At 68.2% G+C, this 26,134-nt stretch carries 29 protein-coding genes and 1 pseudogene; 10 read left to right on the top strand and 20 right to left on the bottom strand.

Annotation, left to right across the window (positions count from 1 at the left end; translation table 11 throughout):
- Positions 1-4 precede the first annotated feature (4 nt).
- The 7 genes from JWP60_RS20195 to JWP60_RS20165 all read right to left on the bottom strand — a co-directional run bounded on the left by JWP60_RS20195 (position 5) and on the right by JWP60_RS20165 (position 8,361).
- On the bottom strand, positions 5-1,072 hold the full coding sequence (locus tag JWP60_RS20195) for a membrane dipeptidase (RefSeq protein ID WP_299795341.1): 1,068 nt from the start codon (positions 1,070-1,072) through the stop codon (positions 5-7).
- 17 nt (positions 1,073-1,089) lie between these two features.
- Positions 1,090-1,926, bottom strand: coding sequence for a DUF2059 domain-containing protein (locus JWP60_RS20190; RefSeq protein ID WP_299795339.1), 837 nt, complete (start codon positions 1,924-1,926; stop codon positions 1,090-1,092).
- A 123-nt stretch (positions 1,927-2,049) separates the two neighbouring features.
- A complete protein-coding gene (locus tag JWP60_RS20185) occupies positions 2,050-3,723 on the bottom strand; it encodes a Na/Pi cotransporter family protein (protein ID WP_299795337.1) in 1,674 nt (557 codons plus the stop codon).
- A gap of 19 nt (positions 3,724-3,742) precedes the next feature.
- Complete coding sequence (locus JWP60_RS20180; RefSeq protein ID WP_299795335.1) at positions 3,743-3,919, bottom strand: hypothetical protein; 177 nt, start codon at positions 3,917-3,919, stop codon at positions 3,743-3,745.
- 82 nt (positions 3,920-4,001) lie between these two features.
- Entirely contained in the window at positions 4,002-5,243 is a 1,242-nt protein-coding gene (locus tag JWP60_RS20175) for an MFS transporter (RefSeq protein ID WP_299795333.1), read from the bottom strand.
- A gap of 108 nt (positions 5,244-5,351) precedes the next feature.
- Positions 5,352-7,007 (bottom strand): SulP family inorganic anion transporter, encoded by a 1,656-nt coding sequence (locus JWP60_RS20170; RefSeq protein ID WP_299795331.1) that lies wholly within the window; start codon positions 7,005-7,007, stop codon positions 5,352-5,354.
- Positions 7,008-7,038: 31 nt separating this feature from the next.
- The gene (locus JWP60_RS20165; RefSeq protein ID WP_299795329.1) at positions 7,039-8,361 is read right to left on the bottom strand and encodes a sulfatase-like hydrolase/transferase; all 1,323 of its coding nucleotides are present in this window, start codon (positions 8,359-8,361) and stop codon (positions 7,039-7,041) included.
- Between the two features lie 82 nt (positions 8,362-8,443).
- Between JWP60_RS20165 and JWP60_RS20160 the strand changes: the two genes are divergently transcribed.
- Positions 8,444-10,924 carry a ligase-associated DNA damage response DEXH box helicase gene (locus JWP60_RS20160; protein ID WP_299795327.1) on the top strand — a complete coding sequence of 827 codons (2,481 nt, stop codon included), beginning with the start codon at positions 8,444-8,446 and terminating at the stop codon, positions 10,922-10,924.
- Positions 10,925-11,032: 108 nt separating this feature from the next.
- Complete coding sequence (locus tag JWP60_RS20155; RefSeq protein WP_299795325.1) at positions 11,033-11,473, top strand: BON domain-containing protein; 441 nt, start codon at positions 11,033-11,035, stop codon at positions 11,471-11,473.
- Between the two features lie 156 nt (positions 11,474-11,629).
- On the opposite strand, the gene JWP60_RS20150 is transcribed toward JWP60_RS20155, so the two are convergent.
- The 7 genes and pseudogenes from JWP60_RS20150 to JWP60_RS20120 all read right to left on the bottom strand — a co-directional run bounded on the left by JWP60_RS20150 (position 11,630) and on the right by JWP60_RS20120 (position 16,136).
- A complete protein-coding gene (locus JWP60_RS20150; RefSeq protein ID WP_299795323.1) occupies positions 11,630-12,772 on the bottom strand; it encodes a putative zinc-binding peptidase in 1,143 nt (380 codons plus the stop codon).
- 95 nt (positions 12,773-12,867) lie between these two features.
- Positions 12,868-13,182, bottom strand: coding sequence for a BON domain-containing protein (locus tag JWP60_RS20145; RefSeq protein ID WP_299795321.1), 315 nt, complete (start codon positions 13,180-13,182; stop codon positions 12,868-12,870).
- A 111-nt stretch (positions 13,183-13,293) separates the two neighbouring features.
- Complete coding sequence (locus JWP60_RS20140; protein ID WP_299795319.1) at positions 13,294-13,749, bottom strand: hypothetical protein; 456 nt, start codon at positions 13,747-13,749, stop codon at positions 13,294-13,296.
- Positions 13,746-14,117, bottom strand: coding sequence for a phage holin family protein (locus tag JWP60_RS20135; RefSeq protein ID WP_299795317.1), 372 nt, complete (start codon positions 14,115-14,117; stop codon positions 13,746-13,748). The genes JWP60_RS20140 and JWP60_RS20135 overlap by 4 nt, the downstream gene beginning before the upstream one ends.
- Before the next feature lie 14 nt (positions 14,118-14,131).
- Positions 14,132-14,401: a hypothetical protein gene (locus JWP60_RS20130; protein ID WP_299795315.1), complete on the bottom strand. Its 270-nt coding sequence runs from the start codon at positions 14,399-14,401 to the stop codon at positions 14,132-14,134.
- 41 nt (positions 14,402-14,442) lie between these two features.
- Positions 14,443-14,601 (bottom strand): annotated as a pseudogene (locus JWP60_RS20125) (DUF1328 domain-containing protein); the annotation flags it as partial.
- A gap of 170 nt (positions 14,602-14,771) precedes the next feature.
- Positions 14,772-16,136 (bottom strand): CHASE3 domain-containing protein, encoded by a 1,365-nt coding sequence (locus tag JWP60_RS20120; RefSeq protein ID WP_299795313.1) that lies wholly within the window; start codon positions 16,134-16,136, stop codon positions 14,772-14,774.
- Between the two features lie 146 nt (positions 16,137-16,282).
- On the opposite strand from JWP60_RS20120, the gene JWP60_RS20115 reads away from it, so the two are divergent.
- The gene (locus JWP60_RS20115; RefSeq protein WP_275696724.1) at positions 16,283-16,915 is read left to right on the top strand and encodes a response regulator transcription factor; all 633 of its coding nucleotides are present in this window, start codon (positions 16,283-16,285) and stop codon (positions 16,913-16,915) included.
- A 10-nt stretch (positions 16,916-16,925) separates the two neighbouring features.
- Here the strand turns inward: JWP60_RS20115 and JWP60_RS20110 are convergent, their stop codons facing one another.
- Positions 16,926-17,318 carry a response regulator gene (locus JWP60_RS20110; RefSeq protein ID WP_299795309.1) on the bottom strand — a complete coding sequence of 131 codons (393 nt, stop codon included), beginning with the start codon at positions 17,316-17,318 and terminating at the stop codon, positions 16,926-16,928.
- Positions 17,319-17,528: 210 nt separating this feature from the next.
- On the opposite strand from JWP60_RS20110, the gene JWP60_RS20105 reads away from it, so the two are divergent.
- Entirely contained in the window at positions 17,529-17,687 is a 159-nt protein-coding gene (locus JWP60_RS20105) for a hypothetical protein (RefSeq protein WP_299795307.1), read from the top strand.
- A 3-nt stretch (positions 17,688-17,690) separates the two neighbouring features.
- Here the strand turns inward: JWP60_RS20105 and moeB are convergent, their stop codons facing one another.
- From moeB to gpmA, 3 genes are all read right to left on the bottom strand, one after another.
- A complete protein-coding gene (gene moeB / locus JWP60_RS20100; RefSeq protein WP_299795305.1) occupies positions 17,691-18,449 on the bottom strand; it encodes a molybdopterin-synthase adenylyltransferase MoeB in 759 nt (252 codons plus the stop codon).
- A gap of 208 nt (positions 18,450-18,657) precedes the next feature.
- Positions 18,658-20,103, bottom strand: coding sequence for a S41 family peptidase (locus tag JWP60_RS20095; RefSeq protein WP_299795303.1), 1,446 nt, complete (start codon positions 20,101-20,103; stop codon positions 18,658-18,660).
- A gap of 179 nt (positions 20,104-20,282) precedes the next feature.
- On the bottom strand, positions 20,283-21,029 hold the full coding sequence (gene gpmA / locus JWP60_RS20090) for a 2,3-diphosphoglycerate-dependent phosphoglycerate mutase (protein ID WP_299795301.1): 747 nt from the start codon (positions 21,027-21,029) through the stop codon (positions 20,283-20,285).
- 92 nt (positions 21,030-21,121) lie between these two features.
- Here gpmA and JWP60_RS20085 point away from each other — a divergent pair, with 92 nt between their 5' ends.
- The 4 genes from JWP60_RS20085 (at position 21,122) to JWP60_RS20070 (ending at position 23,446) form a co-directional block, all read left to right on the top strand.
- Positions 21,122-21,532: a rhodanese-like domain-containing protein gene (locus tag JWP60_RS20085; protein WP_299795397.1), complete on the top strand. Its 411-nt coding sequence runs from the start codon at positions 21,122-21,124 to the stop codon at positions 21,530-21,532.
- A gap of 21 nt (positions 21,533-21,553) precedes the next feature.
- Positions 21,554-21,820: a glutaredoxin 3 gene (grxC, locus tag JWP60_RS20080; protein WP_299795299.1), complete on the top strand. Its 267-nt coding sequence runs from the start codon at positions 21,554-21,556 to the stop codon at positions 21,818-21,820.
- A gap of 132 nt (positions 21,821-21,952) precedes the next feature.
- Positions 21,953-22,420, top strand: a complete 468-nt coding sequence (gene secB, locus JWP60_RS20075) for a protein-export chaperone SecB (protein WP_299795297.1) — start codon at positions 21,953-21,955, stop codon at positions 22,418-22,420.
- A 24-nt stretch (positions 22,421-22,444) separates the two neighbouring features.
- Positions 22,445-23,446, top strand: a complete 1,002-nt coding sequence (locus tag JWP60_RS20070) for an NAD(P)H-dependent glycerol-3-phosphate dehydrogenase (RefSeq protein ID WP_299795295.1) — start codon at positions 22,445-22,447, stop codon at positions 23,444-23,446.
- A gap of 14 nt (positions 23,447-23,460) precedes the next feature.
- Here JWP60_RS20070 and JWP60_RS20065 read toward each other — a convergent pair whose 3' ends face one another.
- Together JWP60_RS20065 and JWP60_RS20060 are read right to left on the bottom strand one after the other, a co-directional pair.
- Complete coding sequence (locus tag JWP60_RS20065) at positions 23,461-23,778, bottom strand: thioredoxin family protein (protein WP_299795293.1); 318 nt, start codon at positions 23,776-23,778, stop codon at positions 23,461-23,463.
- A gap of 90 nt (positions 23,779-23,868) precedes the next feature.
- On the bottom strand, positions 23,869-24,267 hold the full coding sequence (locus JWP60_RS20060; RefSeq protein ID WP_299795292.1) for a PaaI family thioesterase: 399 nt from the start codon (positions 24,265-24,267) through the stop codon (positions 23,869-23,871).
- A gap of 73 nt (positions 24,268-24,340) precedes the next feature.
- Between JWP60_RS20060 and nadC the strand changes: the two genes are divergently transcribed.
- Together nadC and nadA are read left to right on the top strand one after the other, a co-directional pair.
- Positions 24,341-25,207 (top strand): carboxylating nicotinate-nucleotide diphosphorylase, encoded by an 867-nt coding sequence (gene nadC / locus JWP60_RS20055; protein ID WP_299795290.1) that lies wholly within the window; start codon positions 24,341-24,343, stop codon positions 25,205-25,207.
- On the top strand, positions 25,204-26,134 hold a 931-nt coding region (gene nadA / locus JWP60_RS20050; RefSeq protein WP_299795288.1), incomplete at its 3' end, for a quinolinate synthase NadA. The genes nadC and nadA, both read left to right, overlap by 4 nt.

Here is a 26,134-nt window from a genome sequence, read left to right as displayed (position 1 = left end):
GCCCCTACGCCATCGCCTTCTTCAACACGCGCGCATAGTTGCCGATGCAGACATCGTGCAGCACGCCGGCCGGCATGCCGCGGCGCACCAGCGTATCGGCGACGGTGCGCAGGTCCGCGTAGCGGGTCAGCGTCGGGTCGGCCCCGGCGCCCTCGAGGTCGGTGCCGAAGCCCACGGCTTGCGGCCCCAGCAGGTCCACCATGCGCATGATCTCGTCGGCATAGGACGGCGGGTCGCGCACCGGGTAGGACCGGTCGGAGCGCACGCGCACGCTCCACAATCCGACCACCCCACCGTGAGCCGCGATCCGGCGCGCCTGCGCGGGCGACAGGGAGCGGGCCACGTTCTGCCAGTCGCGCCAGGTGCCGCCGTTGCGGCTGATCCAGGAGTGCGACCAGATCATGGTGGCGTCGGAAGCAGCCAGCGCGGCGTCGAAGAAGGATGGCGCCGAGTGCGCCAGGTCGACCAGCACGCCCAGGCGCTTGCACTCCTGGATCACCTTCAAGGCCGCGGCGGGCAGGCCCTCGTGCTGCGGTGCCTCGGTCTGCAGGTCCCCCAAGGGTGAGCGGATGAAGTGCACCAGCTGCAGGTGCCGCAAGCCCATCGCATGGGCCTGGGCGACGCGCTCCGGCTGCCCCTCCAGGAAGTTCGCCGACTCGCAAGCCATCACCACGTGCGGCGCACCGTGCACGGCGGCATCGACATCGGCCGGCGTGAGCGCCTTGGGCAGCTTCCAGTTCCGCAGCTCGTTGTCGTAGCGGACCACGCGCTCCTGGAAGAAGTTCCAGAGCTGCCCCGGCTCCGGCTGCCGCACCTGCGTGATGCCCTGCGGCGTGACCCGTGTGAAGGGCGTGTCGTCCACCAGCGCCCAGCCGATCAGCGTGGTGCCGGTCTCCTCCATCTCGCGCTTCAGGTGGAGGCCGACCGTGCGCTGGAACATCGTGGCATGCGAGTGCATGTCGCCCAGGAGCTGCCGCCTCTCCTGCGCCAGCAGGGGCGCCAAGGGCAGCAGGGCGCCCAGGCCGGCCAGCGTGAAGCTGCGGCGCTGCAAGGCGTGGCTGGCGCAAGCCATCCGCGACCCGTGCTCCGTCAGATATTGCTGCCGTCCCGCGTCCCCGGCAGCGAGCGACCCATCTCGCTGGCGGCGGCCGTCAGCGCCGCTTCCATCGCCTGCAGGCTCACGTCGTTGAACGCCGCGCCGGCGGGGCTGCGGATGAAGGCGACGTAGGCGCTCAATTGCTCGGACGAGAGCGAGACGTAGCTGCGCGCGAAGGAGGACAGCATCAGGGCGGTGTACGCCTTGAGCATCTGCGGGCGCTGCGGTTCCAGGGCTGCGCGGGCCTGGGTGGCGGACGGTCCGGTCACGCCGGTGATCGCACTGGCGGCACCGAGCTGCACGGCAACCGTGGTGTTGATCGTGAGCTGCACCATGCCCTCGGCCGCGTGCGTGGCGGCGAGCAGGTCGTCCAGCAGCTTGCGGCGCTCGCGCGGCGTGGAGGCCAGCACGCGCAGGCCCTCCTTCATCGCGGTGGCCGAATCGGCGGTGTCGGCGGAGATCGCCTCTTCTGCGTGCGCCACCGCCTGGCCCAGTGGCGAGTCGAACCAGGCGCGCAGCGCATCGACATCCTGCGGCTGCATCCGCGCAGCGATGATGCCGGTGCTGGTCGCCCGCAGCCGGTCCGCCGCATACGCTCTCGCGATCACGCGGGCGATCCGCGCCTTCTCGCTGTCGGCGGGCGCGAGCTGCGCCCGGTGCATGGCCTGCTGCAAGCCGGCTTCGATCTGCGCCGCGACACCGCTCAATTGTTCCCAGAGCCCCGACTTGCGCGCCAGGTTCTCGGCGGCGGGCGGATCGATTTCGGCGTGCGCCAGGGTGGCGGCGGCCAGCAGGGCTGCGATGCAAAGAGCGTGGAGTGGGCGTGTCATGCTGGATCCCGATCGGAGGACTCGTAGGCCCTTTGTACGGAATTCAGGCCGCGCCGGCAAGCCCCAACGGCGGGCCGGCACCGTGCCGATCGCGTCATGCGAGGCGCTCCCGGGCGCCGGCGCTCACCGCGAGAGCAGGCCGCTTTGCGAGGGGACCTCGGGCCGATCGGCCGCTGTCGCCGCAATGGGCGGGGGACGGTGCGCGTCCAGCACCGGATACGCGATCGAGCAGATCTGCGAGTTGATCCGCTTCAGCTCGCTGATCAGGTCCAGGTGCAGCGAGCTGGTTTCTATGCTCTGCACCGTGTTTTCGCTCAGCCGGACCAGGTGCGTGCCGGCATAGGCGCGCTCGAGGTCGCGAAAGCGCGCCTTTTCCTCCAGCAGCTTCTGCGCGTCGCGCAGCGAGCCATTGAGGAAGACGCTCATGCCCAGGCGCAGGTTGTCGAGCAGGCGCGCATGCAGCTCGCAGATCTCCGCCATGCCGGCGTCGGAGAAGCTGCGGCCGGACCGGATTTTCTTGTCCTCGATGTCCTGCAGGATGCGCTCGATGATGTCGCCGATCTGCTCCATGTTGATCGTGAAGCTGATGATGTCGGTCCAGCGGCGGCTTTCTTCCTCCCCCAGCGCCTCGCGCGAGATCTTGGTCAGGTAGTACTTGATCGCCGAATAGAGCTGGTCGACGGTGTCGTCCATCTTGCGCAGGTCGTGGGCGAGGCGCAGGTCGTTGTCCTTGATCACGCGCAGCATCCCCAGCATCATCGTCTCGACGATGTCGGCCTGGTGCAGCGCCTCGCGCGCGGCGTTCGAGATCGCCAGCGAGGGCGTCTCCAGGGCGGAGGGATCGAGATGATGCGGCCGCCCGAGCGAGTTGTCGCGGTCCACCGGCAGCAGCTTCTGCACCCAGCGAGCGATCGTGTCGGTCAGCCCGATGAAGGCGATGCCCACGACCACGTTGAACGCCAGGTGGAACATCACGACCACCGACGAGGGATCGAGGTAGGGCCGCACCGCGCGCAGCCACCAGCCGGCGAACGGGGCGGCGATGACCACGCCCAGCACCTTGAAGGCCAGCGTCCCCATCGGGACGTGGCGCGCAGCGACCGCAGACTTCGCCGTGGTCAGGACCGCCAGCGCGCCGCTTCCGAGATTGGCCCCGAGCACCAGTCCCAAGGCAACGTCCAGCGGCACGCCGCCCGAGGACGCCAGCGTGGCGATCAGCAGCACCACGGCCAGGCTCGAGTACGAGATCACCGCGAGCACGGCGCCCAGCAGGATTTCCAGCAGCAGGTCGCTGCGCACCGAATCGAGCAGCGCGCGCACGGCCGGCCCCTGCGTCAGCACCTGGGTGGAAGCCGTCACCAGACGCAGTGCCAGCAGCATGAGCCCGAGCCCGATCAGCACGCGCCCGATCCGCCCCGGCGTGGACGCCTGGCGCGAGATGAACAGCACCACGCCGACCAGGATGAACAGGGGCGACAGCCAGGACAGGTCGAAGGAGAACAGCACCGAGATCAGCGCCGTGCCGATGTCCGCCCCGCGCATCACCGCCAGCGCCGACGGCAGCCCGATCAGCCCCTGGCCGACGAAGGCGGACGTGATCAGCGCGGTGGCCGTGCTCGATTGCACCAGCGCCGTGACACCGATGCCGGAGAGCGCCGCGGTCAGGCGGTTGCCGACGCTGCGCGCCAGGAGATGGCGCAGGTTGGCGCCGAAGACGCGCAGCACCCCGGTGCGAACGAGATGGGTGCCCCATACCAGCAGCGCCACGGCCGCCAGCAGGTTCAGCAGGTGAGCCATCCCGTGCCGCGCCTCGCTCTTAGTCGACCTTGACGCCGGAAGCCCGCACGACGTCGCCCCAGGTCTTGAGTTCGTCGTTCATGAACTTCGCGAATTGCGCCGGCGTGCCGCCACCGGGCTCAGCCGCGTCGGCGGCCGGCATGGCCGATCGCGCTGGAGTCGTCTCGCAACCGAACTGCACTTGCTTGGACATCATCGCCAGCATAGCCGGTCCGCCGGCCTTGCAGGGCACATGGCGCACGTCGGTGCCCGTGAGGCAAGCCTGCGGAGCATGCCCGTCACGGGCTGGCGGCCCGCCGCCCGGTCCAATAGCTCAGCCCGCCGAGCACCAGCAGCAAGACCAGCGCCGATGCCATCAGCGAGGCATGGATGCCGAAGGCGCTGCCGCCGAGGCCCACGGTGATGCCCGCAAACGCCCGCAGGCCGAGGGCCGACATGTTGTACAGGCCGATCACGCGGCCGCGCGAGGCCGCCGGCGCATTCACCTGCACCAGGGTCATGGCGATGCTGCTGAAAGCGAGCTCGCAGACACCGGCCGCGAACAGCAGGAGCAGCGCCATCGGATAGGAACTGGTCGCCGCGAAGCCGCCCAGCGACACGCACCACAGCATCGCCATCACCACGGCGGTGCGCGGCGTGGTGGCCAGCAGGCCGCTGCGGCTTTCCAGCAGCAGGCCGGCCGCCAGCGCGCCCGCCGCGTCGGCGGCCAGCAGCATGCTGTACGTGGCGCCCGGGTCGCCGTGCCCGAGGTCGTGCGCGAACCCGGGCATCTGTGCCTGGTAGCTGTTGCCGACGAAGAAGGAGGCGCAGCCAGCCACGAGGATCATGGCGGCCAGCACCCGCTGGGAGCGCACTTCCGCGATCGTGCGCAGGATGTCCGCCAGGCCGCGCACCGCCCGTGCCGGCACCGCCGCGCGCGACTGGAAGCGCGGGCCGTACGGCGCCCGCCACAGCCACAGCACCGCGGGCAGATAGAACAGCGCGTTGAGCAGCAGGCCATAGCGCGGTCCGATCGTGAGCATGATGGCGCCGCCGACGGCGGGCCCCACCAGCACGCCGAGCGTACGCGCGGTGGCATTCAGCCGTACCGCGCTGCCCAGGACCGGGGCCGGAACGATGTCGTGCAGCAGCATCTGGCTGGCGCCCTGCCACAGCACGCCGGCGCAGCCGTGGATGACGAGCAAGGCCATCGCCTCCCACAACTGCAGCGTGTCGGTGATGAAGAAGTACGACCAGCCGAGCGAGGCCACGATGAACAGCGCCATGCCGCACTGGATGATGCGGCGCGGATCGAACCGGTCGGCCAGCGCCCCCGCCGGCACCGAGAACAGCAGGAAGGGCAGCCAGTGCGACACCACCGCGAAGCCGCCGAGCGCGGGCGAGTGGAACTTCTGGAACGCCATCCAGTAGCTGATGACGTGCTCGATGTTGTCGGCCATCATGGCCAGCAGGTAGGTGCTGAAATGCGCCTGGTAGCCGCGGATGCGCAGCGCGGCGAAGGAGCGGGGGGAGTCGGGCACGGGCAGCGGGTTTGGAGGGCGAAGCGGCGATGCTACGGGTTTTGGGGAAGGGGCGTTCCGAACGCTGGGGTCTTCGTAGGCTGGGCTGCCGCAGGCACCCCAGCAAGCTCACGGACTCAAGCGCCCGAACGCCAGCAGCGCCTCGGTGTCCGTGCGGTACATCTTCAGCAGCGGACTTTCCTCCAGCACGCCGGCGCGTTGCAGCACCCGCTCCACCGGCAGCTTGATGCCGCTGACATGCAGCGTCACACCGCGCTCGCGCAGCATCTTGCGCAACTGGCCGAACATCTCCACGCCGGTGGCGTCGACGCGGTTGATCGGGTGCGCGAACAGGCACACGTGCCGCACCTCGGGATGCGCCGCGAGGTGCTCCACGATCGCGCGCTCCATCGCGCTGGCGGAGGCGAAGTCCAGTTCGGCGTCCATGCGCAAGGCATAGAGCTGCGGCGCCAGCGGCGCGAGCTGCCACAGGTGGCGATCGCGCAGGCTGCCGTCCGGGTGCAGGCCGACTTCGATGATGCGCGGGTGCAGGCGCAGGATCAGGAAGTGCGCCAGCCCCAGGAGCACGCCGGTGAGCACCCCCCAGTAGATGCGCGGCGCCGACAGCAGCGTCACCGCAAACGTGACCGTGGCGGTCACCGCCTCGACCCGATCGATGCGCCATAGCGCGACGACAGTGCGCGGCTTGAACAGGCTGGACACCGCGGCCACCACCACCGCGGACAGCACGGCCCGTGGCACGTGAGACAGCGCCGGGGTCAGGAACAGCAGCACCAGCAGCACGAAGAAGGTGGCGATCACCGTCGCCCACCCGGTCTTCGCTCCCGCATACAGGGTGAGCGCCGAGCGCGAGAACGAGGTGCTGGTTGCGAAGGAGCCCGAAAAGGCGGAGGCCAGCTTGCCCATGCCTTGGCCCACCAGGTCCTGGCTCGCGTCCCAGCGCTTGCCGTCACGCTGGTTCTCGATCTTGGCGCTGGACGCCATCTCGAGCGAACTCACGAGCGTCAGCACCAGCGCGGGCGCGATCAGCGTGGAGAACTGGTCCCAGCCGGGCCACGTCGGCCAGTAAGGCTGCGGCAGCCCCTCTGGCAAGGCGCCGACCACGGCGCCTCCCTTCGAATAGCCGCTGAGGTACGAGATCGCGCCGGCCGCAGCCAGCACGATCAGCATGATCGGCAGGCGCGGTGCCACTCGCCGGGCGACGATGAACAGCACGAGGCTCACCACGCCGTACGCCAGCGCCTGCAGGTCGATGTGCGGCTGGTGCAGCAACTGCGCCAGCGATCCGTCCAGGCCGATCAAGGCCGGCAACTGCGAAGCGATGATCAACAGGGCGGCGGCCTGGCTGAAGCCGGCCAGCACCGGCGAGCTCACCAGGTTGAGGATCCACGCCGAACGCGTGAGGCCCACCAGCAGTTGCAGCGCGCCCGCGAGCAGCGCGAGCCACACCGCCAGGGCGACCCAGCTCGCGCTGGCGGGCTGCGCCATGCCCACGAGCGAGGCGCCGACCAGCACGCTGCTCAGGGCCGAGGGACCGACCGACAGGCGCGTCGACGCGCTGAAGAGGACGGCCACCAGCATCGGCAGGAAGGTGGCATAGAGGCCGGTCACCAGCGGCATGCCGGCCAGTCCCGCGTAGGCCACCGACTGCGGGATCATCACGACCGCCACCGTGACCGCGGCGATCGCCTCGGCATGCAGCAGGTTGCGCTCGGGACGCGGCCAGTTCAGGAAGGGAAACCAGCGGGACAGCGGCTTGACCATGCGGCGAGTATGCCCGGCGGGCTCGCGTGTCTTACCGCTGTGGCATGTCCTTCGCCGAGTAACCCAGGCTCACTGTCGCATCCGCGGGAATGGGCGGCATCGTCTCGTTCCACTGTTCCCAGGCATCGCGCAGGTCGGCCAGGCGCTGCGGCTGGCGGCCCGCGAGGTTGGCGCGTTCGCGCTCGTCCGCGGCGATGTTGAACAGGTAGTCGTGGCCATCCACGCGCAGGTATTTCCAGTCGCCATCGCGCAGCGCCCGCTGGCCGCGATGGTTCATGCGCCAGTGCAGTGGGCGCGCGAAGGTGCGCTGCCCGTCCTGCAGCACGGGCAGCAGCGACACGCCGTCCAGGGGATAGGCCGGGTCCGCGGGCACGCCGGCCGCGTCGAGGATGGTGGTCGTCCAGTCCATCGTCATGCACTGCTGCGTGCTGACCTGCCCCGGCGGAATCCACTCCGGCCAGTGCGCTATCCACGGCACGCGGATGCCGCCTTCGGTGAGGTCCATCTTGCCGCCTACCAGCGGCCAGTTGTCGGAGAAGCGTTCGCCGCCGTTGTCGCTGGTGAAGATCACCAGGGTGTCGCGCTCCATGCCGTGGCGGCGCAGCGCCTGCATCACCCAGCCTATGCCTTCGTCCATGTGATGGATCATGCGGCGGTAGGTGTGGACGTTGCCGCCGTGCAGGTGGAACAGGTTGTCCTTGACCTCCCGGATCAGCGCCTCGTCGTCGCGCGTTTCCCAGGGCCAGTGCGGCGCGGTGTAGTGCAGGCTGAGGAGGAACGGCGCCCTCTCTTCGGCCGCGGCGACGCGGGCCAGGTAGTCGACGGCGCGACGCGAGATCAGGTCGGTGAGATAGCCTTCCTCGTGCTGCTCCGCTTCGCCGGACCACAGGTCGTGCTGGCCGGTGAAGCCGCAGTGGGTGAAGTAGTCGACCCCGCCCGACATGGGTCCGAAGAATTCGTCGTACCCGGAGCGCAGTGGCCCGAAGTGCGGTGGATAGCCGAGGTGCCACTTGCCGAACAGCGCCGTGCGGTAGCCGGCGCTTTTCAGCAGCGAAGGCAGCGTCGGGTGCCCGCTCGGCAGGCCCAGGGTGGCGCTGCCGCGGCTCTTGCTGTTGATCGGTTCTTCGGCGGCGCCGCGCAGGCGGTATTGATAGCGGCCTGTCATCAGCGCGAAGCGCGTGGGCGAGCACACCGGCGAATTCGAATAGCCCTGCGTGAAGCGGATGCCGTTGGCGGCGAGTGCATCGAGCTGCGGCGACACGCGACCGAACTGCGCCTCGCGGCCGCCATAGCAGCCGAGGTCCGCGAAGCCGAGGTCGTCAGCGACGATGAAGAGGATGTTGGGGCGCGTCATTGCCATCATTCCTGCGGCCGGCAGCCCTTGGAGATGCCGCACAATCCTTGCTCGAGATCGACCATTGTCCGCAAAAACCAGCATGCCCGCGCCACGCCCAAGGCCGTCGAGTGCTGCCGAAGCAGCGCCCGCCGCCCAGTGGCTGGAGCGCCGCGGCTGGCAGGCCTTCGCTTTCCAGCGCGAGGTATGGCAGGCGGTGGCCGAAGGCCGCAGCGGCATGCTGCATGCCACCACCGGATCCGGCAAGACCTACGCCGTGTGGCTCGGCATGCTGGATGCGCTGCTGCGCCGACACCCGCACGGCCGCAGCGCCGAGCCGCTGCGCGTCGTCTGGCTCACGCCCATGCGCGCGCTTGCCTCGGACACCACCAAGGCGCTGACCGAGCCGCTGCGTGAGCTGGCGCCGAACTGGACGATTGGCCTGCGCACCGGCGACACGCCCAGCGCCGAGCGCGCGCGGCAGGACCGCCGCATGCCCACGGTGCTGGTGACCACGCCGGAGTCGCTCACCTTGATGCTCACCCGCGAACACTCGCGCGAAGAACTGGCGGGCGTCGAGTACGTGGTGATCGACGAGTGGCACGAGCTGATCGGCAGCAAGCGCGGCGTGCAGGCACAGCTGGCGCTGGCGCGCCTGCGCACCTTGCATCCGGGCCTGGTGACCTGGGGCCTCAGTGCCACGCTGGGCAACCTGGAAGACGCGCTGGCCGTCCTGTGCGGACCGGACCCCGAGCCCGCACCGCGCCTGGTGCGCGGACGCATCGACAAGACGCTGATCATCGACACGCTGATCCCGCCCGATCCCGGCAAGTACTCGTGGGCCGGCCACCTGGGTGCGCGCATGCAGTTGCCGGTGGTGGAGGAGATCGAGCGCTCCGGCACGACGCTGGTCTTCACCAACGTGCGTTCGCAGGCCGAGGTCTGGTACCAGCTGCTGCTGCAAGCGCGCCCGCAGTGGGCCGGCCACATCGCCCTGCATCACGGCTCGCTGGACAGGGGCACGCGCGAGTGGGTGGAGCAGGGCTTGAAGGAAGGCACGCTGCGCGCCGTGGTGGCAACCTCGTCGCTGGACCTGGGCGTGGATTTCCTGCCGGTGGAACGCGTGCTGCAGGTCGGCTCGGCCAAGGGCGTGGCGCGCATGATGCAGCGCGCCGGCCGCAGCGGCCACGCACCCGGGCGGCCGAGCCGCGTGACGCTGGTGCCGACCAACACGATGGAGATCATCGAAGCGGCCGCGGCGCGCCGGGCAGCGCAGGCCGGCCGGGTGGAAAAGCGCATCCCGCCGGACAAGCCGCTCGACGTGCTGGTGCAGCACGTGGTCACGGTGGCGCTCGGTGGCGGTTTCGCGCCCGACCCGTTCTACGAGGAAGTGCGCAGCGCCTGGTCCTACCGCACGCTCACGCGCGCCGAATTCGACTGGGCGATTGCCTTCTGCGAGAAGGGCGGCGACAGCCTCGGCGCCTATCCCGAGTACCACCGCATCGTGCGCGACGAGGCGGGCATCTATCGCGTGCCGGACAGCGGCGTGGCCAGGCGCCACCGGCTGGGCGTGGGCACGATCGTCAGCGATGCCGCGGTGCAGGTGAAGTACCTCACGGGCGCGACCATCGGCACGATGGAAGAGGGCTTCATCGCGCGGCTGCGGCCAGGCGACTGCTTCTTCTTCGCCGGCAAGCTGCTCGAGTTCGTGCGCGTGCGCGACATGGCCGCGTATGTCCGCAAGGCCAGCAAGAACAAGGGCACGGTGCCGACCTGGCAAGGCAGCAAGATGGCCTTGTCCACCGAACTGTCGGAGGCCGTGCTGGAGATGATGCAAACCGCCGCGCAAGGCGACTTCGTCGAGCCCGAGCTGGAGGCCGCGCGCCCCATGCTGCAGACGCAGCAGCGCCTGTCGAAGATCCCGACGCCGCACACGCTGCTGGTCGAGACCTTCGCATCGCGCGAGGGCCAGCATCTTTTCGTCTATCCCTTTGCCGGGCGCAACGTGCACCTGGGGCTGGCCAGCCTGCTCGCGTGGCGACTGGCGCGCGCGCAACCCAACACCTTCAGCATCTCGATCAACGACTACGGCTTCGAGCTGGTGAGCGCGGCGCCCTTCGACCTCGCGCCGGTCACGAGCCAGCAGGTGTTCTCGGGCACTGACCTGTTGCGCGACGTGCTGGATTCGCTCAATTCGTCGGAGCTTGCGCAACGCCGCTTTCGCGAGATCGCGCGGGTGGCGGGGCTGATTTCCACCGGCTATCCCGGCCAGCCGAAAAGCACGCGGCAGCTGCAGGCGTCGAGCGCCTTGTTCTTCGAAGTCTTTCGCAAGTACGACGCCGACAACTTGCTGCTCAGCCAGGCGGAGAAGGAAGTGCTGAGCCAGGAACTGGAGATCTCGCGGCTGGGCGAAACGCTCGCCCGCATGCGTGCGAAGACGATGGACTTCGTGAGCTTGCGGCATCCCAGCCCGATGAGCGTGCCGCTGATGGTCGAGCGATTTCGCGAGAAGCTCAGCACGGAATCGCTTGCTGCGCGGCTCGAGCGGATCCTGCGCGACATGGAGGCCGACGACGCGGCTTAGGGGCGCTGCTCTTTTCCTACAACCTGTGCAGCAACGCCCCGACCAGGACCGCTCGTACCGGTCCTTACATTGGGTCCCGTACTGAAGACGTTGTCGGGAGAAGCAAGGATGAAAGTGAGAATCGAGCGTGCGGCATGGACCGCTTCCTCCCTGCTGCTGCTGGCATTGGGCGCGTGTGGCGACCGCGTGGAGAGCACGCAAACCCCGCAGCCCGCGCAAGCCAGCGTGGAGACGAATCGCCAAGGCTTGCCGGGCGCGCAGGATGCGCAAGCGGCGATCGGTGGCGAGCACAACACGAACCAGATGGGCGCCGCTGCGGCTGGCGCCACGGAGGTGGATGCGGACGAGCGGATTGCAGCCGACGTGAAGTCGGTGCTGCAGCAGGATCCGGCGATCGGCACCAGCACGAAGATCGATGTGAACAGCCAGCACGGCGCCGTGACCCTGCGCGGCCAGGCCCTCGACCCGCAGGCCCGCGAGCGCGCCACCGAACTCGCCAAAGGCGTCCGGGACGTGAAGTCCGTGGAGAACATGCTCACCTTGGGTTGAGCGAGATCGGGGAAGGTGAAAGAGCCGCAGGTGCGGCCCTTTTTCGCGATCTTGTCCCGGCATTCGGATGTCATCCCGGGCGTGACCCGGGATCCACGACGCCGCTCGATCAGGCGCCGCCTGGATTGCGGGTCAAGCCCGCAATGACATCCAGCATCACTGCGCCGCCGCGCCAGCCACCGCCTCTTCCTTCTGCGGCTGCACCCCCTGCGCGGCCGACTGCGAGCGCGTTTCGCTGATCACGTCGTGCACGAAGCGCAGTTTTTCCAGCGCGCCCGGTGACAAGGCGAAGGGATAGGCGTCGTCCTGCCCGAGGCTGCGGTTCAGGCTGTTCAGCAGCAGCGTGAGCGGCACCCACTGTTCCACCAGCAGGTCGAAATGGGGGTGGCCGGTCTCCAGCGGATTCATCACCTCCTCCACTTCCAGGTCCTGCCCGGGGATGGTCAGCCGGGTGTTGTACGAGGCCGCGGTCTCCAGCAGGTCCACCATGTGCAGGTAGTGCGCCCAGGTCTCGGCCCAGTCCTCCCACGGGTGGGAGGTGGCGTATTCGCTCACGAAGTGCTCCTGCCAGTCCGCCGGCGTGCCCTGGTGCGCGTAGTGATCCTGCAGCGCCTGTTGGTAATTGAGCTGCTCGTTGCCGAAGACTTCGCGAAAGGCTTCGGTGCGGCCGCCTTCGTCGATCAGGCGGTCCCAGTAGTAGTGGCCCGACTCGTGGCGCAGGTGTCCGATCAGCGTGCGATACGGCTCGTGCATCTGCTCGCGCCGGCGCACGCGCTCGGCATCGTCGGCCTCGGCCACGTTGACGGTGATCACGCCCTGCGAATGGCCGGTCATCACCGGTTGCCCCGGCAGGTCGGCCAGGAATTCGAAGATCGGTCCATCGGCGGCGCCGTTCGGTGGGGCAGTCGCCACGAGGCCCAGCTTGCCCAGCGTGTAGAACAGGCGCCGCTTGGCGGCCTCGAGGCGGTACCAGCGTTCGGGATTGCCCGCCACGGACAGGTCCGGCAGGATGCGCGTCAGCCGGCACGCCACGCAAAAGATGTTCGGGTCGTCCGCGGGCACGGCGAAGTTGCACGCGTTGGCCGTCGTGTGGTTGCTGCACAGGCGATAGCGCAGCGTCGAAGTCTTCTTGCCCCGCGCGCGCGGGCGCCAGGTCTCCTGGCCGCCATCGGGCGCCGGCTCGATCGCCGCCATGTTCAGCCGATCCGGCAGGAACGCCAGCTCGCTTTCGCACTGCAGGCATTGCACGTTCTCGAAGAACAGCGGATGGCCGCAGTACTGGCAATGGAAGGTCTTCATGGCGGTTCGACTCCCGGAAAAAGAAAAGGGCAGGCGCGCCGACGGCCCGCCTGCCCGCGCCCGGCAGCGCGCAGCTGCCCGGGGCCGGTGTGCTCTTACGGACGCACGACCAGGTTGTTGCGCACTTCGCGCACGCCGCGGGTGTCGGCGGCGATGCGCCCGGCCTGGTCCTTCTCGAACTGAGACTTCGCGAAGCCCGAAAGGGCCACGGTGCCATTGAGCGTATCGACGTTGATCGACAGGCCGCCGGTCGACTTGTCCTCGATCAGCTTGGCCTTGACGGCGGTGGTGATCGCCTTGTCGTCGACATAGCTGCCGACGTTTTCCTGGCCGCGCCAGACGGCGCAGCCGCTGGTGACGAGGGTGAGGCCGGTGAGGATCGCGAACGCGAGGGCGCGGGTTTGTTTCATGTGAACTCCCTTCCTTGTGAGGATGATTGTTGATTTGGTGCGGTACTTGCAGAGAATGCGTACACCGGGGAGCCGCACCTTACTCCCCGGGACGCGGATTCAACGAGGACGCTAGCGGTCTTTGCGGTAGTCCGCCGCTGACATCGCCGCTGTCAGCAGGTGCGACAGCTGCGAGGACTTGAGCAGGGCAAGCACCACGGTGCCTATCGAGATCAGTTTCCAGGGGCGCGCCAACGTCAGCAAGGCACCCGCCGCGAAAGCGATCCCCAGCAACTGCACCGGCTTGCGCCGTGCGTAGGTGCGCATCAGGGGCGAGGCCAGTTCCACCGCCATGTGGGCCGGGTGGTAGCGCCACCAGACTCGCACGGCATGGGACAGGTGGGCGAACCAGCCGCCGCCCGTGGGCATGGTCGCTTTGTCGTCCTCATCGTTGTAGTCGGAATCCGGGCCCGGCGGAAAGTCGCGGCCTTCGGAGGTCTCGCGCGGATCGTGCTTGCGCTGCTTGCGGGCGATGTGATCGACGATGGCCTGTCGGCTGCGCGCCAGTTTCTCGGAGCCCTCGCTCATGAGCGCGCACCGATCGCACGCAGGGCCTGCGCGTCGGCATCCAGCTGCGCCTTCACTTCGCTGAACGCCTTCTCCGGCAGGCGCTTGCGCGCCATGAGGAACGCGGCGACGGCGATGGCCAGCGCAATGGCCGGGACGATCACGAAGGCCCAGTGGAACTGCTCGTCCACGGCCGCCAGCATGACCGCGACGCCGGCCAGGATCAGGAACACGAGCAAGGAGAACAGGGTCACTGCCCACGCGACGGCGCGCTTGACGACCTCGATCCCGACGGACGAGGCCTCGTCGCGCACCAGCGAGGCATAGCCGGCGACATGCTCCATCACGAGCTCCGGCTTGGTGATCAGCACCGAGAAGATCGGATGCATTGGGCGTCCGCGGCTTAGAAGTAGCGGTCTTGCTGCTCGCGGCGGTGGCGCATCGCCAGGACCACGCCCGCCACTGCCGCGCCCACGGCGGCGGCGATGAGGGCGGCCTTCAGCGGGTTGTCGGCGACGTAACGGGTGCCGTAGCCGGCGTAGTCGCCCACGTAGCGTTGCGCCGTCGCGGCGCGATCCGACATGCCAGAGCGAAGCTCCTTGATGGTGCTGTTGGCGCGGTCCAGCGCATCCGCGGCCATGCGGCGGGTGTTGTCGAGGGTTTCGTTGATCATGTCGGGGTCCTCTCTTGTTGGGGATGTGCGGAAGCCTGGAACTTGCGCAGCAGGGCAATGACCAAGGACAACGCGGACAGGGTCGCGAAGCCGAAACAAATCAGCTTTGCAATTCCGTCCGCGTCCCCTGCAATGCCGCCGAACCCCAGCACCGCGGCAATGAGCGCGATGACCAGATAAACGACGGCGTAATGCAGCAAGGGAAGCTCCTCAATGCGGGGAAACAAAGACCTTCTGCGCACAGGCACGCAGGCAATTCGTGCCAGCGGCTAGCTTAAGCATATCGGCCGGCGCAATGATCAGGGGCAGGCGTGACCGCTTGTAGTCGCCCTGTAGGTGCCCCTGTAGGAGCACGACTACGTCAGCCCGTTCACGCAGCGGCGGTTGCGTTGCTGCTCGCGGCTGCGGCTGCGGCTGCGGCAGCCGGCAGCTTGGGCATGGTGGCCGTGATGCGCGTGCCGCGCCCCGGCGCCGACTGCACCACCAGGCGCCCGCCTGCCGCCTCCACGCGGTGGCGCATGCCGGCGAGGCCATGGGTGGACGGCTTGGCCGCGCGCACGTCGAAGCCCTTGCCGTCGTCGCGAATCTCCACCTCGACGTGATTGCTGTAGTCACGCACGCTGATCTCGACCTGCTTGGGCTCGGCGTACTTGCCGATGTTGGTCAGCGACTCCTGCACGGTGCGATAGACGGTCAGCTGCGCCTGCTCGTCGAGCTCCACGCTCTCGAGGCTGCTGGCCACCTCGAAACCCGAGCGCTCGGAAAATTCGCGCGCCAGGATTTCCAGGGCCGCGGTCAGGCCGAGGTTGGACAGCGACGAGGGCCGCAGGTCCTCGATGATGCGGCGCTTGAGCGCAATGCCGCTGTTGAGCGACTCGGTCAGGTGCTGCAGCCGCTGCGTCACTTCGGGCGGCGGGGTGCCCAGCTTGGACTTCAGGCGCGCCACATCGAGCTTGGCCGCCGTGAGCAGCGCGCCGAGTTCGTCGTGCAGCTCGCGTGCGAGATGGCCGCGCTCCTCCTCGCGCACCTGTTGCAGGTGCGTGGCCAGTTGCGCCAGCGTGGCGGTGCGCTCGCGCACCTGCGACTCCAGCAGGTCGCGTTCCTGCTGCAGCGCCGCCTGCTGCTGCTCGCCCGCGAGCTTCAGCCGCGTGGTCTGGCGCAGATAGAGCGCGAACGCGAGCAGCGCGGCGAGGGTGACGACGGCGATGCCGCCCCGTGCCAGCCCCAGCGTGTGCTCCACCTGGTGCTGCGCGTCGACCATGCGGGCGGTGGCGCTGTCGCTCAGGCGGCCGGCCTGGTCGCGGATGGCATCCATGTGCTCCTTGCCCACGTCGGTGAGCAGCACGAATTTCCAGGCCTCCTCGTTGCCCTGCTTGCGCATGCGCACCGAAAGGTCCATCTCCGCCAGCTTGCGCTGCACATTGCGCGTCAGCTGCACCAGCATGCCGGCTTCGGGCGTGTTCACCGGATAGGCCTTGGCCAGGGCGTCGAGATTGGCGGTGATCTCGGCCAGGGCCGCGTTGTACGGCTCCAGGTAGCGCGGATCGCCCGTGAGCAGGTAGCCGCGGGAGCCGGTCTCGGCGTCCAGCACGTGCTGCAGCAGCTTGTTGACGGTGTTGCGCGTGCCCGTGTACTGCTCGATCTGCTGCAGGGCGCCGTTGGAGCGGCTGTAGCCGGCTTCATTGATACCGATGAGCACGAGCGCGGCCAGCAAGGCGAGTGCAAGCCCGATCATGCCGCGGGATTCGCGCAAAGAAGCCGGCAGTTTCACCCTAAAGACTCACTGATGTGAATAAAATCAGTCCACGTCATGACTCAAGGGTAGGCCATTTCGATCGTGAAGTGGGGCACAATGAATCAGCTTGGCGTAGAAGGTGAAGCATGATCAAAGTGGGCATTGTGGACGACCACGCCATCGTGCGGTCGGGGCTTAAGCAGTTCTTTTCGGAGCAAGTCGACCTGCGGGTGGTGGGTGAGGCCGCAAGCGGGCGCGAAGCCATCGACCTCGTGCGCGTCACCGAAATGGATGTCCTGGTGATGGACTTGTCGATGCCGGGTCAAAGCGGTATCGATGCGCTCGGAATGATCCGGGCGAAGGCGCCGGATGTCGGCATCCTGATTCTCTCGGGCTATCCCGAAGAGCATTACGCGATGAACCTGATCCGGCAGGGCGCCAGCGGCTACCTGAACAAGGAATGCGAGCCGATGGAGATCGTCAACGCGATCCGCACGATCGCGCTGGGCCGTCGCTACATCTCTCCGGCGGTGGCCGAACTGCTGGCACAGCAGCTCAATCGCAAGGAAGGTGGCGCGCCGCACGAGCAATTGTCCGAACGCGAGTTCCAGGTGTTCCTGAAGCTGGCCAAGGGCGAGACGGCGGGAGACATCGCGAAGGCGCTGTCGCTCTCGGTCAAGACGGTCAGCACGTACCGTACGCGCCTGATGGAGAAGATGAACCTCTCCTCCAACAGCGACCTCACGTACTACGCGCTGAAGAACAAGCTGATCGACTGAAGCCCAGGCTTCACGCGCTGGCCGGACGCTCGCCGAGGCCCAGGCCGAGGCAATAGTCCACCAGCGCGTCGATCTCGTTCGATTTGTCGAAGACGGCATCGGCCCCCAGCTGTGCGCAACGCTTGCGCATGTCGTCGGTCGCATAGTTGCTCAAGACCACCACGCGTTGACCGCGGCCGCGGTCCTGGCACGCCTCCAGCACCCCGAGGCCGCTGCCCTGGCGCAGGAACAGGTCCACGACCACCAGGTCCCAGCCGCCGTGGTGCGCGGCCATCCAGCTCTTTGCGTCCTTCTCCGTGTCCGACCAGCCCAGCGCCTGCACCGACGCCAGCTCCTCGAGCGTCTCGATCAGGTTCTCGCGGATGGTGGCGTTGTCTTCGACGATGTAGGTTCGCAGTTCCACGAGGCGGGCATCTCCGGTTGGCGCGGTGGTGCCGAGGTCCCGTCTCGACGCGCGCCATTGTGCCGTGCGCGCCGGGCCCCCGCGGTAGGAGCGCTCCTACCCAGCCGCCGCGGGCGCGGATGACGCCCTGCGCGGCTGCGGGACGACTGACGCGGGGCCCACGTGCTGAAACACTCGGTGCAACAGGCAAGGCAGTACGCCGAGGACAACATGAAGCTGTTCATCCAATCGACCATGATCTTTTTTGGCACGTTGCTGGCAGCAGCGCTGGTCGCGCTCGGCCAGCCGGCCGCCGCCGAAGTGCAGATGACGCAGGCGGCCACCCCGCCCGCCGAGATGGTGGTCAGCCTCCTCGGCCTCGGCAACTGAGTTTCAGCTTGCGCGCCGGTGCGCGCACACCGGGCAGGCCGGGTCGCGCTTGAGCCGCATCTCGTTCCATTCCATGCTGCGGCCATCGAGCATCTGCAGGCGGCCCGCCAGCGAACTCCCGACGCCGGTGAGCAGCCGCAGCGCCTCACTGGCCTGCATCGCGCCGATGATCCCCACGAGCGGTGCGAACACGCCCATGGTGGCACAGCGCGCTTCCTCGAATTCCTGGTCCGGCGGAAAGATGCAGGCATAGCACGGGCTGTCCTCGCGGCGCGGATCGAACACGCTGACCTGGCCGTCGAAGCGGATGGCCGCCCCGGAGACCAGCGGCTTGCCATGCGCGAAGCACGCGCGGTTGATGGCGTGCCGGGTGGTGAAGTTGTCGCAGCAGTCGATCACCACGTCCGCCGCCGGCACCAGTTCGTCCAGCACCTGGGCATCCGCCTTCAGCACCAGGGGTCGGACCACTACGTCAGGATTGATCGCGGCAATCGCCTCGCGTGCCGACTCCGCCTTGGGACGGCCGACGCGCTCCAGCGTATGCGCGATCTGGCGCTGCAGGTTGGTGAGGTCGACGACATCGTGATCGACGATCGTGATGCGTCCGACGCCCGCCGTGCCCAGGTACAGCGCCACCGGCGAGCCGAGGCCGCCGGCGCCTATCACCAGCGCATGGGCAGCCATCAACCGCTGCTGCCCTTCGACCCCGACCTCGTCCAGCAGGATGTGGCGGGAGTAGCGCAGGAGCTGGTCGTCGGTCATGGGGGGATTGTCCCGCAGGCAGGCACAGCAAGAATGTCCGGGATGTCATCCCGGGCCCGGAGGATGTCATTGCGGGCTTGACCCGCAATCCACGACGGCGCGTGTGTCGGCGCAGCGTGGATCCCGGGTCGAGCCCGGAATGACATTCTTTCGGGCCCGGCAATGAAAAAAGCGGCCCGAAGGCCGCTTCTTGCGAGGCGAAGGGGGATCAGTTTTCCTTCTTCTCTTCCTTGTTCTCCACGACCTGCGTCTTGGAGACGGCGACCGGACGGCCCTTCAGCTGGTTGAGGGCTTGCGCCAGCTGGAAGTCCTTGTCGCTGCCGAACTCGGGCACCTTGCGATCGGCCGGGGCCTTCTTGGCCTCTTCCTCGGCGCGCTTGCGCGCTTCCTCGCGGGCCTTTTCGAAGGTGGGGTCCTTCGTGATCTCGGTGCCGCCCTGGCCACTGGACAGGTGCTTGTCGAGGTCGGCTTCGCGGGTGCGCAGCGCGGCGAACAGGTTGCCTTCGGGCGTCTCGTCGACCATCACCTCGGGCACGATGCCCTTGGCCTGGATCGAGCGGCCGCTCGGCGTGTAGTAACGCGCCGTGGTGATCTTCAGGCCGGTGTCCGGACCGAGCGGACGCACCGTCTGCACGGAGCCCTTGCCGAAGGTCTGGCTGCCCAGGATCATGCCGCGGTGGTGGTCCTGCAGTGCGCCGGCCACGATCTCGGACGCCGACGCCGAGCCTTCGTTCACCAGCACGATCAGCGGCACCGTCTTGAGTTGCGGCGGCAGGCTGCGCAGCGGGTCGGCCCCGGCGCGGCGCTGGTAGAACTCCGGCGCGGCCTTGTAGACGAAGTTGCTCTCCGCCAGCTGGCCCTTGGTGGACACCACGGCGACGTTCTCCGGCAGGAAAGCGGCGGAGATCGCGACAGCGGAATCGAGCAGGCCGCCCGGATCGTTGCGCAGGTCAAGCACCATGCCCTTCAGATTGGGGTCCTGCTTGTAGATCTCCTGCACCTTGTGCGCGAAGTCGTCGACCGTGCGTTCCTGGAACTGCGACAGGCGGATCCACGCGTAGCCCGGCTCGATCACCTTGCCCTTGACGGACTGAGTCTTGATCTCCTCGCGCGTGACGGTGACCGGGAAGGTGCGGTTCTCGTCCTTGCGGTAGATCGTGAGCGTCACCTTCGTTTGCGGCTCGCCGCGCATGCGCTTGACCGCATCCGACAGCGACAGGCCCTTGACGGCGGTGTCGTCGATCTTGGTGATCAGGTCGCCGGGCTTGAGGCCGGCGCGGAAGGCAGGCGAGCCCTCGATGGGCGAGACCACCTTCACCAGGCCGTCTTCCTGCGAGATCTCGATGCCGACGCCGACGAAGCGGCCCGACGTGCCTTCGCGGAATTCCTTGAAGGACTTCTTGTCGAAATACTGCGAATGCGGGTCGAGGCTCGACACCATGCCGGAGATGGCATCGGTGATCAGCTTCTTCTCGTCGACCGGCTCGACATAGTCGGTCTTGATCATGCTGAACACGGCGGCCAGCTGCTGCAGTTCTTCCAGGGGAAGCGGGGCCAGCGAGCCACGCGCAACGGTTTGCAGCGAGACCGTGGTGAGCACCCCGGCCAGGGCGCCTACGGAAATCCAGCCGACAGTCTTCAGTTTATGGCTCATGGGCTTACGTTCCAGTCCTCTCGACTTCAATATACACCTGCGGAAACCTCTCTGATGCGTGCGGGGGGCGAGCGGTTCCCGGAGCATGGGGTGCGGTATGTGAAAAAAGCGCACATTGGCGCAGGAAAGGTCCTACAGGCTGCGACGCATCATTGCGGTGCGTGCGGGCTGCCTGTTTTTCAGGCGGATCTACCCTGCTGCGCCACTGCGGCGGCCGCCTTGGCCGCCGCTTCGGCGTCGCCAAGATAGTAGTGCCGCAGCGGCTTCAGGTCCATGTCCAGTTCGTAAACCAGCGGGATCCCATTCGGGATGTTGAGGCCCACGATGGCGCCGTCGGAAATGCCGTCGAGATACTTCACCAGCGCGCGGATCGAGTTGCCGTGCGCGGCCACGACCACGCGCCTGCCCGCGCGAATCGCCGGTGCCATGGACTCGTTCCAGAAAGGCAGCACGCGCGCCACGGTGTCCTTGAGGCACTCGGTCAGCGGAATCTGGTCCGGTGCGAGCCTGGCATAGCGCACGTCGCCGCGCTCGCTGCGCGGATCGGTCGGCTCCAGCGCGGGCGGCGGCACGTCGTAGCTGCGGCGCCAGACCAGCACCTGCTCGTCGCCGAACTGCTTGGCCATGTCCGCCTTGTTCAGGCCCTGCAGCGCCCCGTAGTGCCGCTCGTTCAGGCGCCAGGAGTGGACCACCGGCAGCCAGGTGCGGTCCATTTCGTCCAGCACGTGCCACAGCGTGCGGGTGGCGCGCTTCAACACGCTGGTGTAGCAGAGGTCGAAGTCGTAACCCTCGGCGCGCAGCAGCCGGCCCGCGGTGATCGCCTGCTGCAGGCCCGTGGGGGTGAGGTCGACGTCGGTCCAGCCGGTGAAGCGGTTTTCCAGGTTCCAGGTCGATTCGCCGTGGCGGATCAGGACGAGCTTGTGCATGGGTCGGAGCGGGTGAGGGGTAAGCCGGCATTCTAGAATTGCGGGTTGTCCCGGACCTCGGGGCGAGAAGAAAGAAGGTTGGAATGAATCTGTTGCCGTTTTTGCTGCACAACTGGGCGCTCCTGCTGATCGCCGTGGTCGCGGGCACCCTGCTGATGGCGCCGGGCCTCATGAGCGGCATGCGCCCCGGCGGCCTGAGCGCCGGCGATGCGGTGCACCTGATGAACCGCGAGCGGGCCGTGGTGGTGGACGTGAGCGAGAACAACGAGTTCGCCGCCGGCCACATCGTGGGCGCGCGCAACATCCCGGTGGCGCAGTTCGACCAGCGGCTGCCGGAGGTCGTCAAGAACAAGGGCGTGCCGCTGATCCTCGTGTGCGCCACCGGCGCCCGGGCGCAGCGTTGCCTGGCCAAGGCGAAAACCCTGGGGTACGAAAAGGCTGTCGTCCTCGCTGGCGGACTTCGCTCATGGAAAGACGCTAATCTCCCGGTGGAGCGGAGCTGAGCCGCTGTCAACCTGGGAACCATGCAGTCCGTCAAGATGTACACCACGGCCGTTTGCCCTTATTGCATCCGTGCCAAGCAGATCCTCAAGGCCAAGGGCGTCGAGTCCATCGAGGAGATCCGCGTCGACATGCAGCCGCAGGAGCGCATGAAGATGATGGAGATCACCGGCCGCCGCACCGTGCCGCAGATCTTCATCGGCGACACCCATGTGGGCGGGTGCGACGACCTGGTCGCGCTCGATGGCCGGGGCGGACTCGTGCCGCTGCTCAAGGGCGTGGCCCGCTGACCTTCGGCCCCCCCTTGGAAGGGCCTCTGGCGCTGGCGGGGGCCGCGATGCGCCTGCCATAATCGCCCGCTGAACGCACGCCCGCCTGAGCGTCCCGGCGGGCTTTTTCATCTGCATCGAAAGGCATTGGCCATGGCCGACAACAACGAACCCGTATTCCAGATCCAGCGCGTCTACATGAAAGAGGCCTCGCTGGAGCAGCCGAATTCGCCGGCCATCCTGCTGGAGCAGGAACAGCCCACCGTCGACATCCAGCTGGGTGTCGAGGCGCAGCAGGCGGCGGACGGGATGTTCGAAGTGGCCGTGACGGCGACGGTGACCACCAAGCTCAAGGACCGCACCGTCTTCCTGGTGGAAGTGAAGCAGGCCGGTATCTTCGAAATCCGCAACATCCCGGCCGACCAGATGCAGGCCGTGATGGGCATCGCCTGCCCGCAGATCGTCTATCCCTACCTGCGCGGCAACGTGTCCGACCTGGTCACGCGCGCCGGCTTCCCGCCCGTGCACCTGGCCGAGATCAACTTCCAGGCGATGTACGAGCAGCAGCAGCAGACGCAGCAGGCCAGCGGCCAGACCTCCGGCATCATCACCTCCGCCTGAGCGGCCAGCAGGGAGCCGGCAGCCATGGACATCCTGGTGCTCGGGGCCGGCGCCTGGGGCACGGCGCTGGCGATCGCCGCCGGCGCCCGCCATCGCGTCACGCTGTGGGCGCGCAACGAGGTCCACGCTGCGGCGATCTCTGCGGACGGCGAGAACCGCCACTACCTGCCCGGGCAGCGCCTGCCCGCCGGTGTGACGGTCGCGTCGCCGGCGGACGGCGATCCGGCGGCACTCGCAGCCCGTCACGCGCTGGTGATCGTCGCCACGCCCATGGCCGGATTGCGCGAGACGCTGCGCGCCTTGCATGGCTGCCAGGCTCCGGTGGCGTGGCTGTGCAAGGGCTTCGAGGCGCCGGTATCGCGTCCCTACGGATTGCTTGGCCACGAGGTGCGCGCCGAAGTGGCGCCCGGCCTGGCCACGGGCGTCCTCAGCGGACCGAGCTTCGCGCAGGAGGTCGCGCGCGCGCAGCCGACCGCCCTGGTGGCCGCGAGCGATTCCGCCGCGGTGCGCGAGACGCTGGTCGCGGCCTTCCACAGTCCGTCGATGCGGGTCTATGCCAATGAGGATGTCCCGGGCGTGGAGGTCGGTGGCGCGGTGAAGAACGTGCTGGCGATCGCCACCGGCCTGTGCGACGGCCTGGCTCTCGGATTGAACGCACGGGCCGCGCTGGTGACGCGCGGCCTCGCGGAGATGATGCGCCTGGGCGTCGCGCTCGGCGCCCGTGCCGACACCTTCATGGGCTTGTCCGGGCTGGGGGACCTGGTGCTGACGGCGACCGGCGACCTCAGTCGCAACCGGCGCGTGGGCCTGCTGCTGGCCGAGGGCCGCACGCTGCAGCAGGCGGTGCAATCGCTGGGCCACGTGGCCGAGGGTGTGTACAGTGCCCGCACGGTGGTCGAACGCGCCAGCCACCTCGGCGTGGAGATGCCGATCGCAGAGGCGGTGGTGGCGCTGCTCGACGGGCGCGTCCAGCCGCGGGAAGCCGTGGCGCTGCTGATGGGACGCGACCCGGCGGCCGAGACCTGACCCCTGACGTCCCCTCACGCGACCTTCGCCATCTCCTCGCGCACTTCAGCCAGGCTCGCCGGCCGCACCACGCGCGCCACCTCCCGGCCATCCTTCAGGAAGATCAGCGTCGGCCACAGCCTCACACGGAAACTGCGGCCCAGCGGCCGGCCGGAGCCGTCTTCCACCTTGATGTGCCGCAGCTCGGGATGCGCGGCCAAGGCGCCCGCGATCAGCGGCTGGGCCGAGCGGCACCAGCCACACCAGCTGGTGCCGAATTCCAGCACCGTCGCGCCCGCCAGCGCATCCACTTCGGCGCGGGCCGGCTCGGTCGTCGCATAAGTCGTTTCCATGGCGGGATTGTCCGGGAAAGCCGCGCCGGCGCCAGTCAGCCGGGGGCCGCAGCCCTTGTGGGAGCGCGCGGGTCAAGGGCCCGCTCAGGGTCAATCGAGCACCAGCTGCGTCTGCGTCACCACCGAGCAGAGCTTGCCCTCGGCGTTGCGGATGCTGGTCTGCCACACCATCGTCGTGCGGCCGCGGTGCAGGGCGATGCTCTCACCCGTCACCGTCGTGTCGCTGCGCGCACTGCCAATGAACTTGGTGCTGGAATCCGTGGTGGTGGTGCGCTTGCCGGGCGGCAGGTTCAGCACGGTGCCGACTGCGCCGAGCGTGTCGGCAAAGGCCATGTGCGCGCCGCCGTGGAGGATGCCGCCGGCGGTGCACAGCTCGGGTCGCACCAGCATCGTGGCCTGCACCCGCTCGGGCGTGGCCTCGGTGAGCCGCACGCCCATCAGGCCGGGGAAGAGCGGCTGCAGCAGCTGCTGCAGTTGATCGAGGTTCATGCGTCCTCCTGCTGGAGTGGACTCTAGCAGCCCCGCCGGCGAGAAGGATTGCCGCTTCGCTTATGCTCGTGCCATGACGTCCGTGTTCGATTTTTCCCCGGCGGCCATCCGGGAATTGGCGGCTGCCGACGCCGCCCGCGCGCTCGCCGAAGACGTGGGCGGCGGCGACCTCACTGCGGCCCTGGTCGATCCCTCGCGCCGCGCCCAGGCCCGCGTGCTGGCGCGCGAAACTGCCGTGATCTGCGGCGGCCCCTGGGTGGAGGCGGCCCTGCGCCAGGTCGACCCGGGCGTGCGGCTCGAATGGCTGGTGGGCGAGGGCGAACGCTGCGCCGCCGAGCAGGTGGTGCTGCAGATCGAGGGCTCGGCGCGTGGCCTGCTGACGGCTGAACGCACCTCGCTCAACTTCCTGCAGCTGCTCAGCGCGGTGGCCACCAAGACGGCGACCTACGTCGAAGCCGTGCGCGGCACGCGCGCGCAGATCGTCGACACGCGCAAGACGCTGCCGGGCCTGCGCCTGGCGCAGAAGTACGCCGTCAAGACGGGCGGCGGCAGCAACCATCGCATCGGCCTGTACGACGCCGTGCTGATCAAGGAAAACCACATCGCCGCGGCGGGTGGCGTCACCGCGGTGCTGCAAGCGGCGCAGCGCGTGGCGGCGCAAGCCTCCTTCATCCAGATCGAAGTGGAGACGCTGGCGCAATTGCAGGAGGCGCTGGCTGCGGGCGCGAAGATGGTGCTGTTGGACAACATGGACATGGAGACCCTGCGCGAGGCCGTGCGCGTCAACGCCGGCCGCGCGGTGCTGGAGATCTCCGGCGGCGTGACGCTGGAGCGCCTGCGCGCCTATGCGGAGACCGGCGTCGATCGCATCTCGATCGGCACGCTGACCAAGGACATCCGCGCGACCGACTTCTCCATGCGGCTGAAGGAACTGCGATGAACGCCGTCGTGATCCCGCTCAAGGATGTCGAATACGAGCACCCGTTGCCCGGCAACACCTGCGACACCAAGCATGCCTGGGCGCGCGTGCCGGTGGAGCCATCGGCGAGTGAGCGCACCGCGCTCAAGGAACGCATCAAGCGCCTGCTGAAGGAGCGCAATGCGGTGATGGTCTCGCACTACTACGTGCACCCGGACCTGCAGGACCTGGCCGAGGAAACCGGCGGCATCGTCAGCGACTCGCTGGAGATGGCGCGCTTCGGCCGCGAGCACGCGGCGCAGACGCTGGTGGTCTCCGGCGTGCGTTTCATGGGCGAGACGGCCAAGATCCTGTCGCCGGAAAAACGCGTGCTGATGCCGGACCTGGACGCCACCTGTTCGCTCGACCTGGGATGCCCGGCCGACGAATTCGATGCCTTCCGCGCGCAGCATCCGGAGCGCACCGTGGTGGTTTATGCCAATACGAGTGCCGCGGTGAAGGCGCGCTCCGACTGGCTCGTCACTTCCAGCTGCGCGCTGGACATCGTGGGCGCCCTCAGTGCCGCGGGCCACAAGATCCTGTGGGCGCCCGACAAGCACCTGGGTAGCTACATCCAGCGTGAAACCGGCGCCGACATGGTGTTCTGGAACGGCTCGTGCATCGTGCACGACGAGTTCAAGGCCTTCGAGCTGGAAGCGCTGAAGAAGCAATACCCCAAGGCCAAGGTGCTGGTGCATCCGGAATCGCCGGCCGACGTGGTGGCGCTGGCCGACGCGGTCGGCTCGACCTCGGCCATCCTGAAGGCCGCCAGGGACATGGACGCGCCCGAATTCATCGTGGCCACCGACAGCGGCATGCTGCACAAGCTGCGCACGCTGAACCCGGGGAAAACGTTCATCGAAGCCCCTACCGCCGGCAACAGCGCCACCTGCAAGAGCTGCGCGCACT

Source organism: Ramlibacter sp., from assembly GCF_028291745.1.
Taxonomy (GTDB): Bacteria; Pseudomonadota; Gammaproteobacteria; order Burkholderiales; family Burkholderiaceae_C; genus Ramlibacter.
Note: the sequence above shows the minus strand (reverse complement) of the source record. Positions and strands in the feature narration are given on the sequence as shown.

Excerpts from the sequence above, each read along its gene's own strand:
- JWP60_RS20195 (WP_299795341.1), bottom strand. The coding sequence starts at position 1,072 with ATGGCTTGCGCCAGCCACGCCTTGCAGCGCCGCAGCTTCACGCTGGCC.
- JWP60_RS20190 (WP_299795339.1), bottom strand. The coding sequence starts at position 1,926 with ATGACACGCCCACTCCACGCTCTTTGCATCGCAGCCCTGCTGGCCGCC.
- JWP60_RS20185 (WP_299795337.1), bottom strand. The coding sequence starts at position 3,723 with ATGGCTCACCTGCTGAACCTGCTGGCGGCCGTGGCGCTGCTGGTATGG.
- JWP60_RS20180 (WP_299795335.1), bottom strand. The coding sequence starts at position 3,919 with ATGATGTCCAAGCAAGTGCAGTTCGGTTGCGAGACGACTCCAGCGCGA.
- JWP60_RS20170 (WP_299795331.1), bottom strand. The coding sequence starts at position 7,007 with ATGGTCAAGCCGCTGTCCCGCTGGTTTCCCTTCCTGAACTGGCCGCGT.
- JWP60_RS20165 (WP_299795329.1), bottom strand. The coding sequence starts at position 8,361 with ATGACGCGCCCCAACATCCTCTTCATCGTCGCTGACGACCTCGGCTTC.
- JWP60_RS20160 (WP_299795327.1), top strand. The coding sequence starts at position 8,444 with ATGCCCGCGCCACGCCCAAGGCCGTCGAGTGCTGCCGAAGCAGCGCCC.
- JWP60_RS20155 (WP_299795325.1), top strand. The coding sequence starts at position 11,033 with ATGAAAGTGAGAATCGAGCGTGCGGCATGGACCGCTTCCTCCCTGCTG.
- JWP60_RS20150 (WP_299795323.1), bottom strand. The coding sequence starts at position 12,772 with ATGAAGACCTTCCATTGCCAGTACTGCGGCCATCCGCTGTTCTTCGAG.
- JWP60_RS20145 (WP_299795321.1), bottom strand. The coding sequence starts at position 13,182 with ATGAAACAAACCCGCGCCCTCGCGTTCGCGATCCTCACCGGCCTCACC.
- JWP60_RS20140 (WP_299795319.1), bottom strand. The coding sequence starts at position 13,749 with ATGAGCGAGGGCTCCGAGAAACTGGCGCGCAGCCGACAGGCCATCGTC.
- JWP60_RS20135 (WP_299795317.1), bottom strand. The coding sequence starts at position 14,117 with ATGCATCCGATCTTCTCGGTGCTGATCACCAAGCCGGAGCTCGTGATG.
- JWP60_RS20130 (WP_299795315.1), bottom strand. The coding sequence starts at position 14,401 with ATGATCAACGAAACCCTCGACAACACCCGCCGCATGGCCGCGGATGCG.
- JWP60_RS20120 (WP_299795313.1), bottom strand. The coding sequence starts at position 16,136 with ATGATCGGGCTTGCACTCGCCTTGCTGGCCGCGCTCGTGCTCATCGGT.
- JWP60_RS20115 (WP_275696724.1), top strand. The coding sequence starts at position 16,283 with ATGATCAAAGTGGGCATTGTGGACGACCACGCCATCGTGCGGTCGGGG.
- JWP60_RS20105 (WP_299795307.1), top strand. The coding sequence starts at position 17,529 with ATGAAGCTGTTCATCCAATCGACCATGATCTTTTTTGGCACGTTGCTG.
- moeB (WP_299795305.1), bottom strand. The coding sequence starts at position 18,449 with ATGACCGACGACCAGCTCCTGCGCTACTCCCGCCACATCCTGCTGGAC.
- JWP60_RS20095 (WP_299795303.1), bottom strand. The coding sequence starts at position 20,103 with ATGAGCCATAAACTGAAGACTGTCGGCTGGATTTCCGTAGGCGCCCTG.
- gpmA (WP_299795301.1), bottom strand. The coding sequence starts at position 21,029 with ATGCACAAGCTCGTCCTGATCCGCCACGGCGAATCGACCTGGAACCTG.
- grxC (WP_299795299.1), top strand. The coding sequence starts at position 21,554 with ATGCAGTCCGTCAAGATGTACACCACGGCCGTTTGCCCTTATTGCATC.
- secB (WP_299795297.1), top strand. The coding sequence starts at position 21,953 with ATGGCCGACAACAACGAACCCGTATTCCAGATCCAGCGCGTCTACATG.
- JWP60_RS20070 (WP_299795295.1), top strand. The coding sequence starts at position 22,445 with ATGGACATCCTGGTGCTCGGGGCCGGCGCCTGGGGCACGGCGCTGGCG.
- JWP60_RS20065 (WP_299795293.1), bottom strand. The coding sequence starts at position 23,778 with ATGGAAACGACTTATGCGACGACCGAGCCGGCCCGCGCCGAAGTGGAT.
- JWP60_RS20060 (WP_299795292.1), bottom strand. The coding sequence starts at position 24,267 with ATGAACCTCGATCAACTGCAGCAGCTGCTGCAGCCGCTCTTCCCCGGC.
- nadC (WP_299795290.1), top strand. The coding sequence starts at position 24,341 with ATGACGTCCGTGTTCGATTTTTCCCCGGCGGCCATCCGGGAATTGGCG.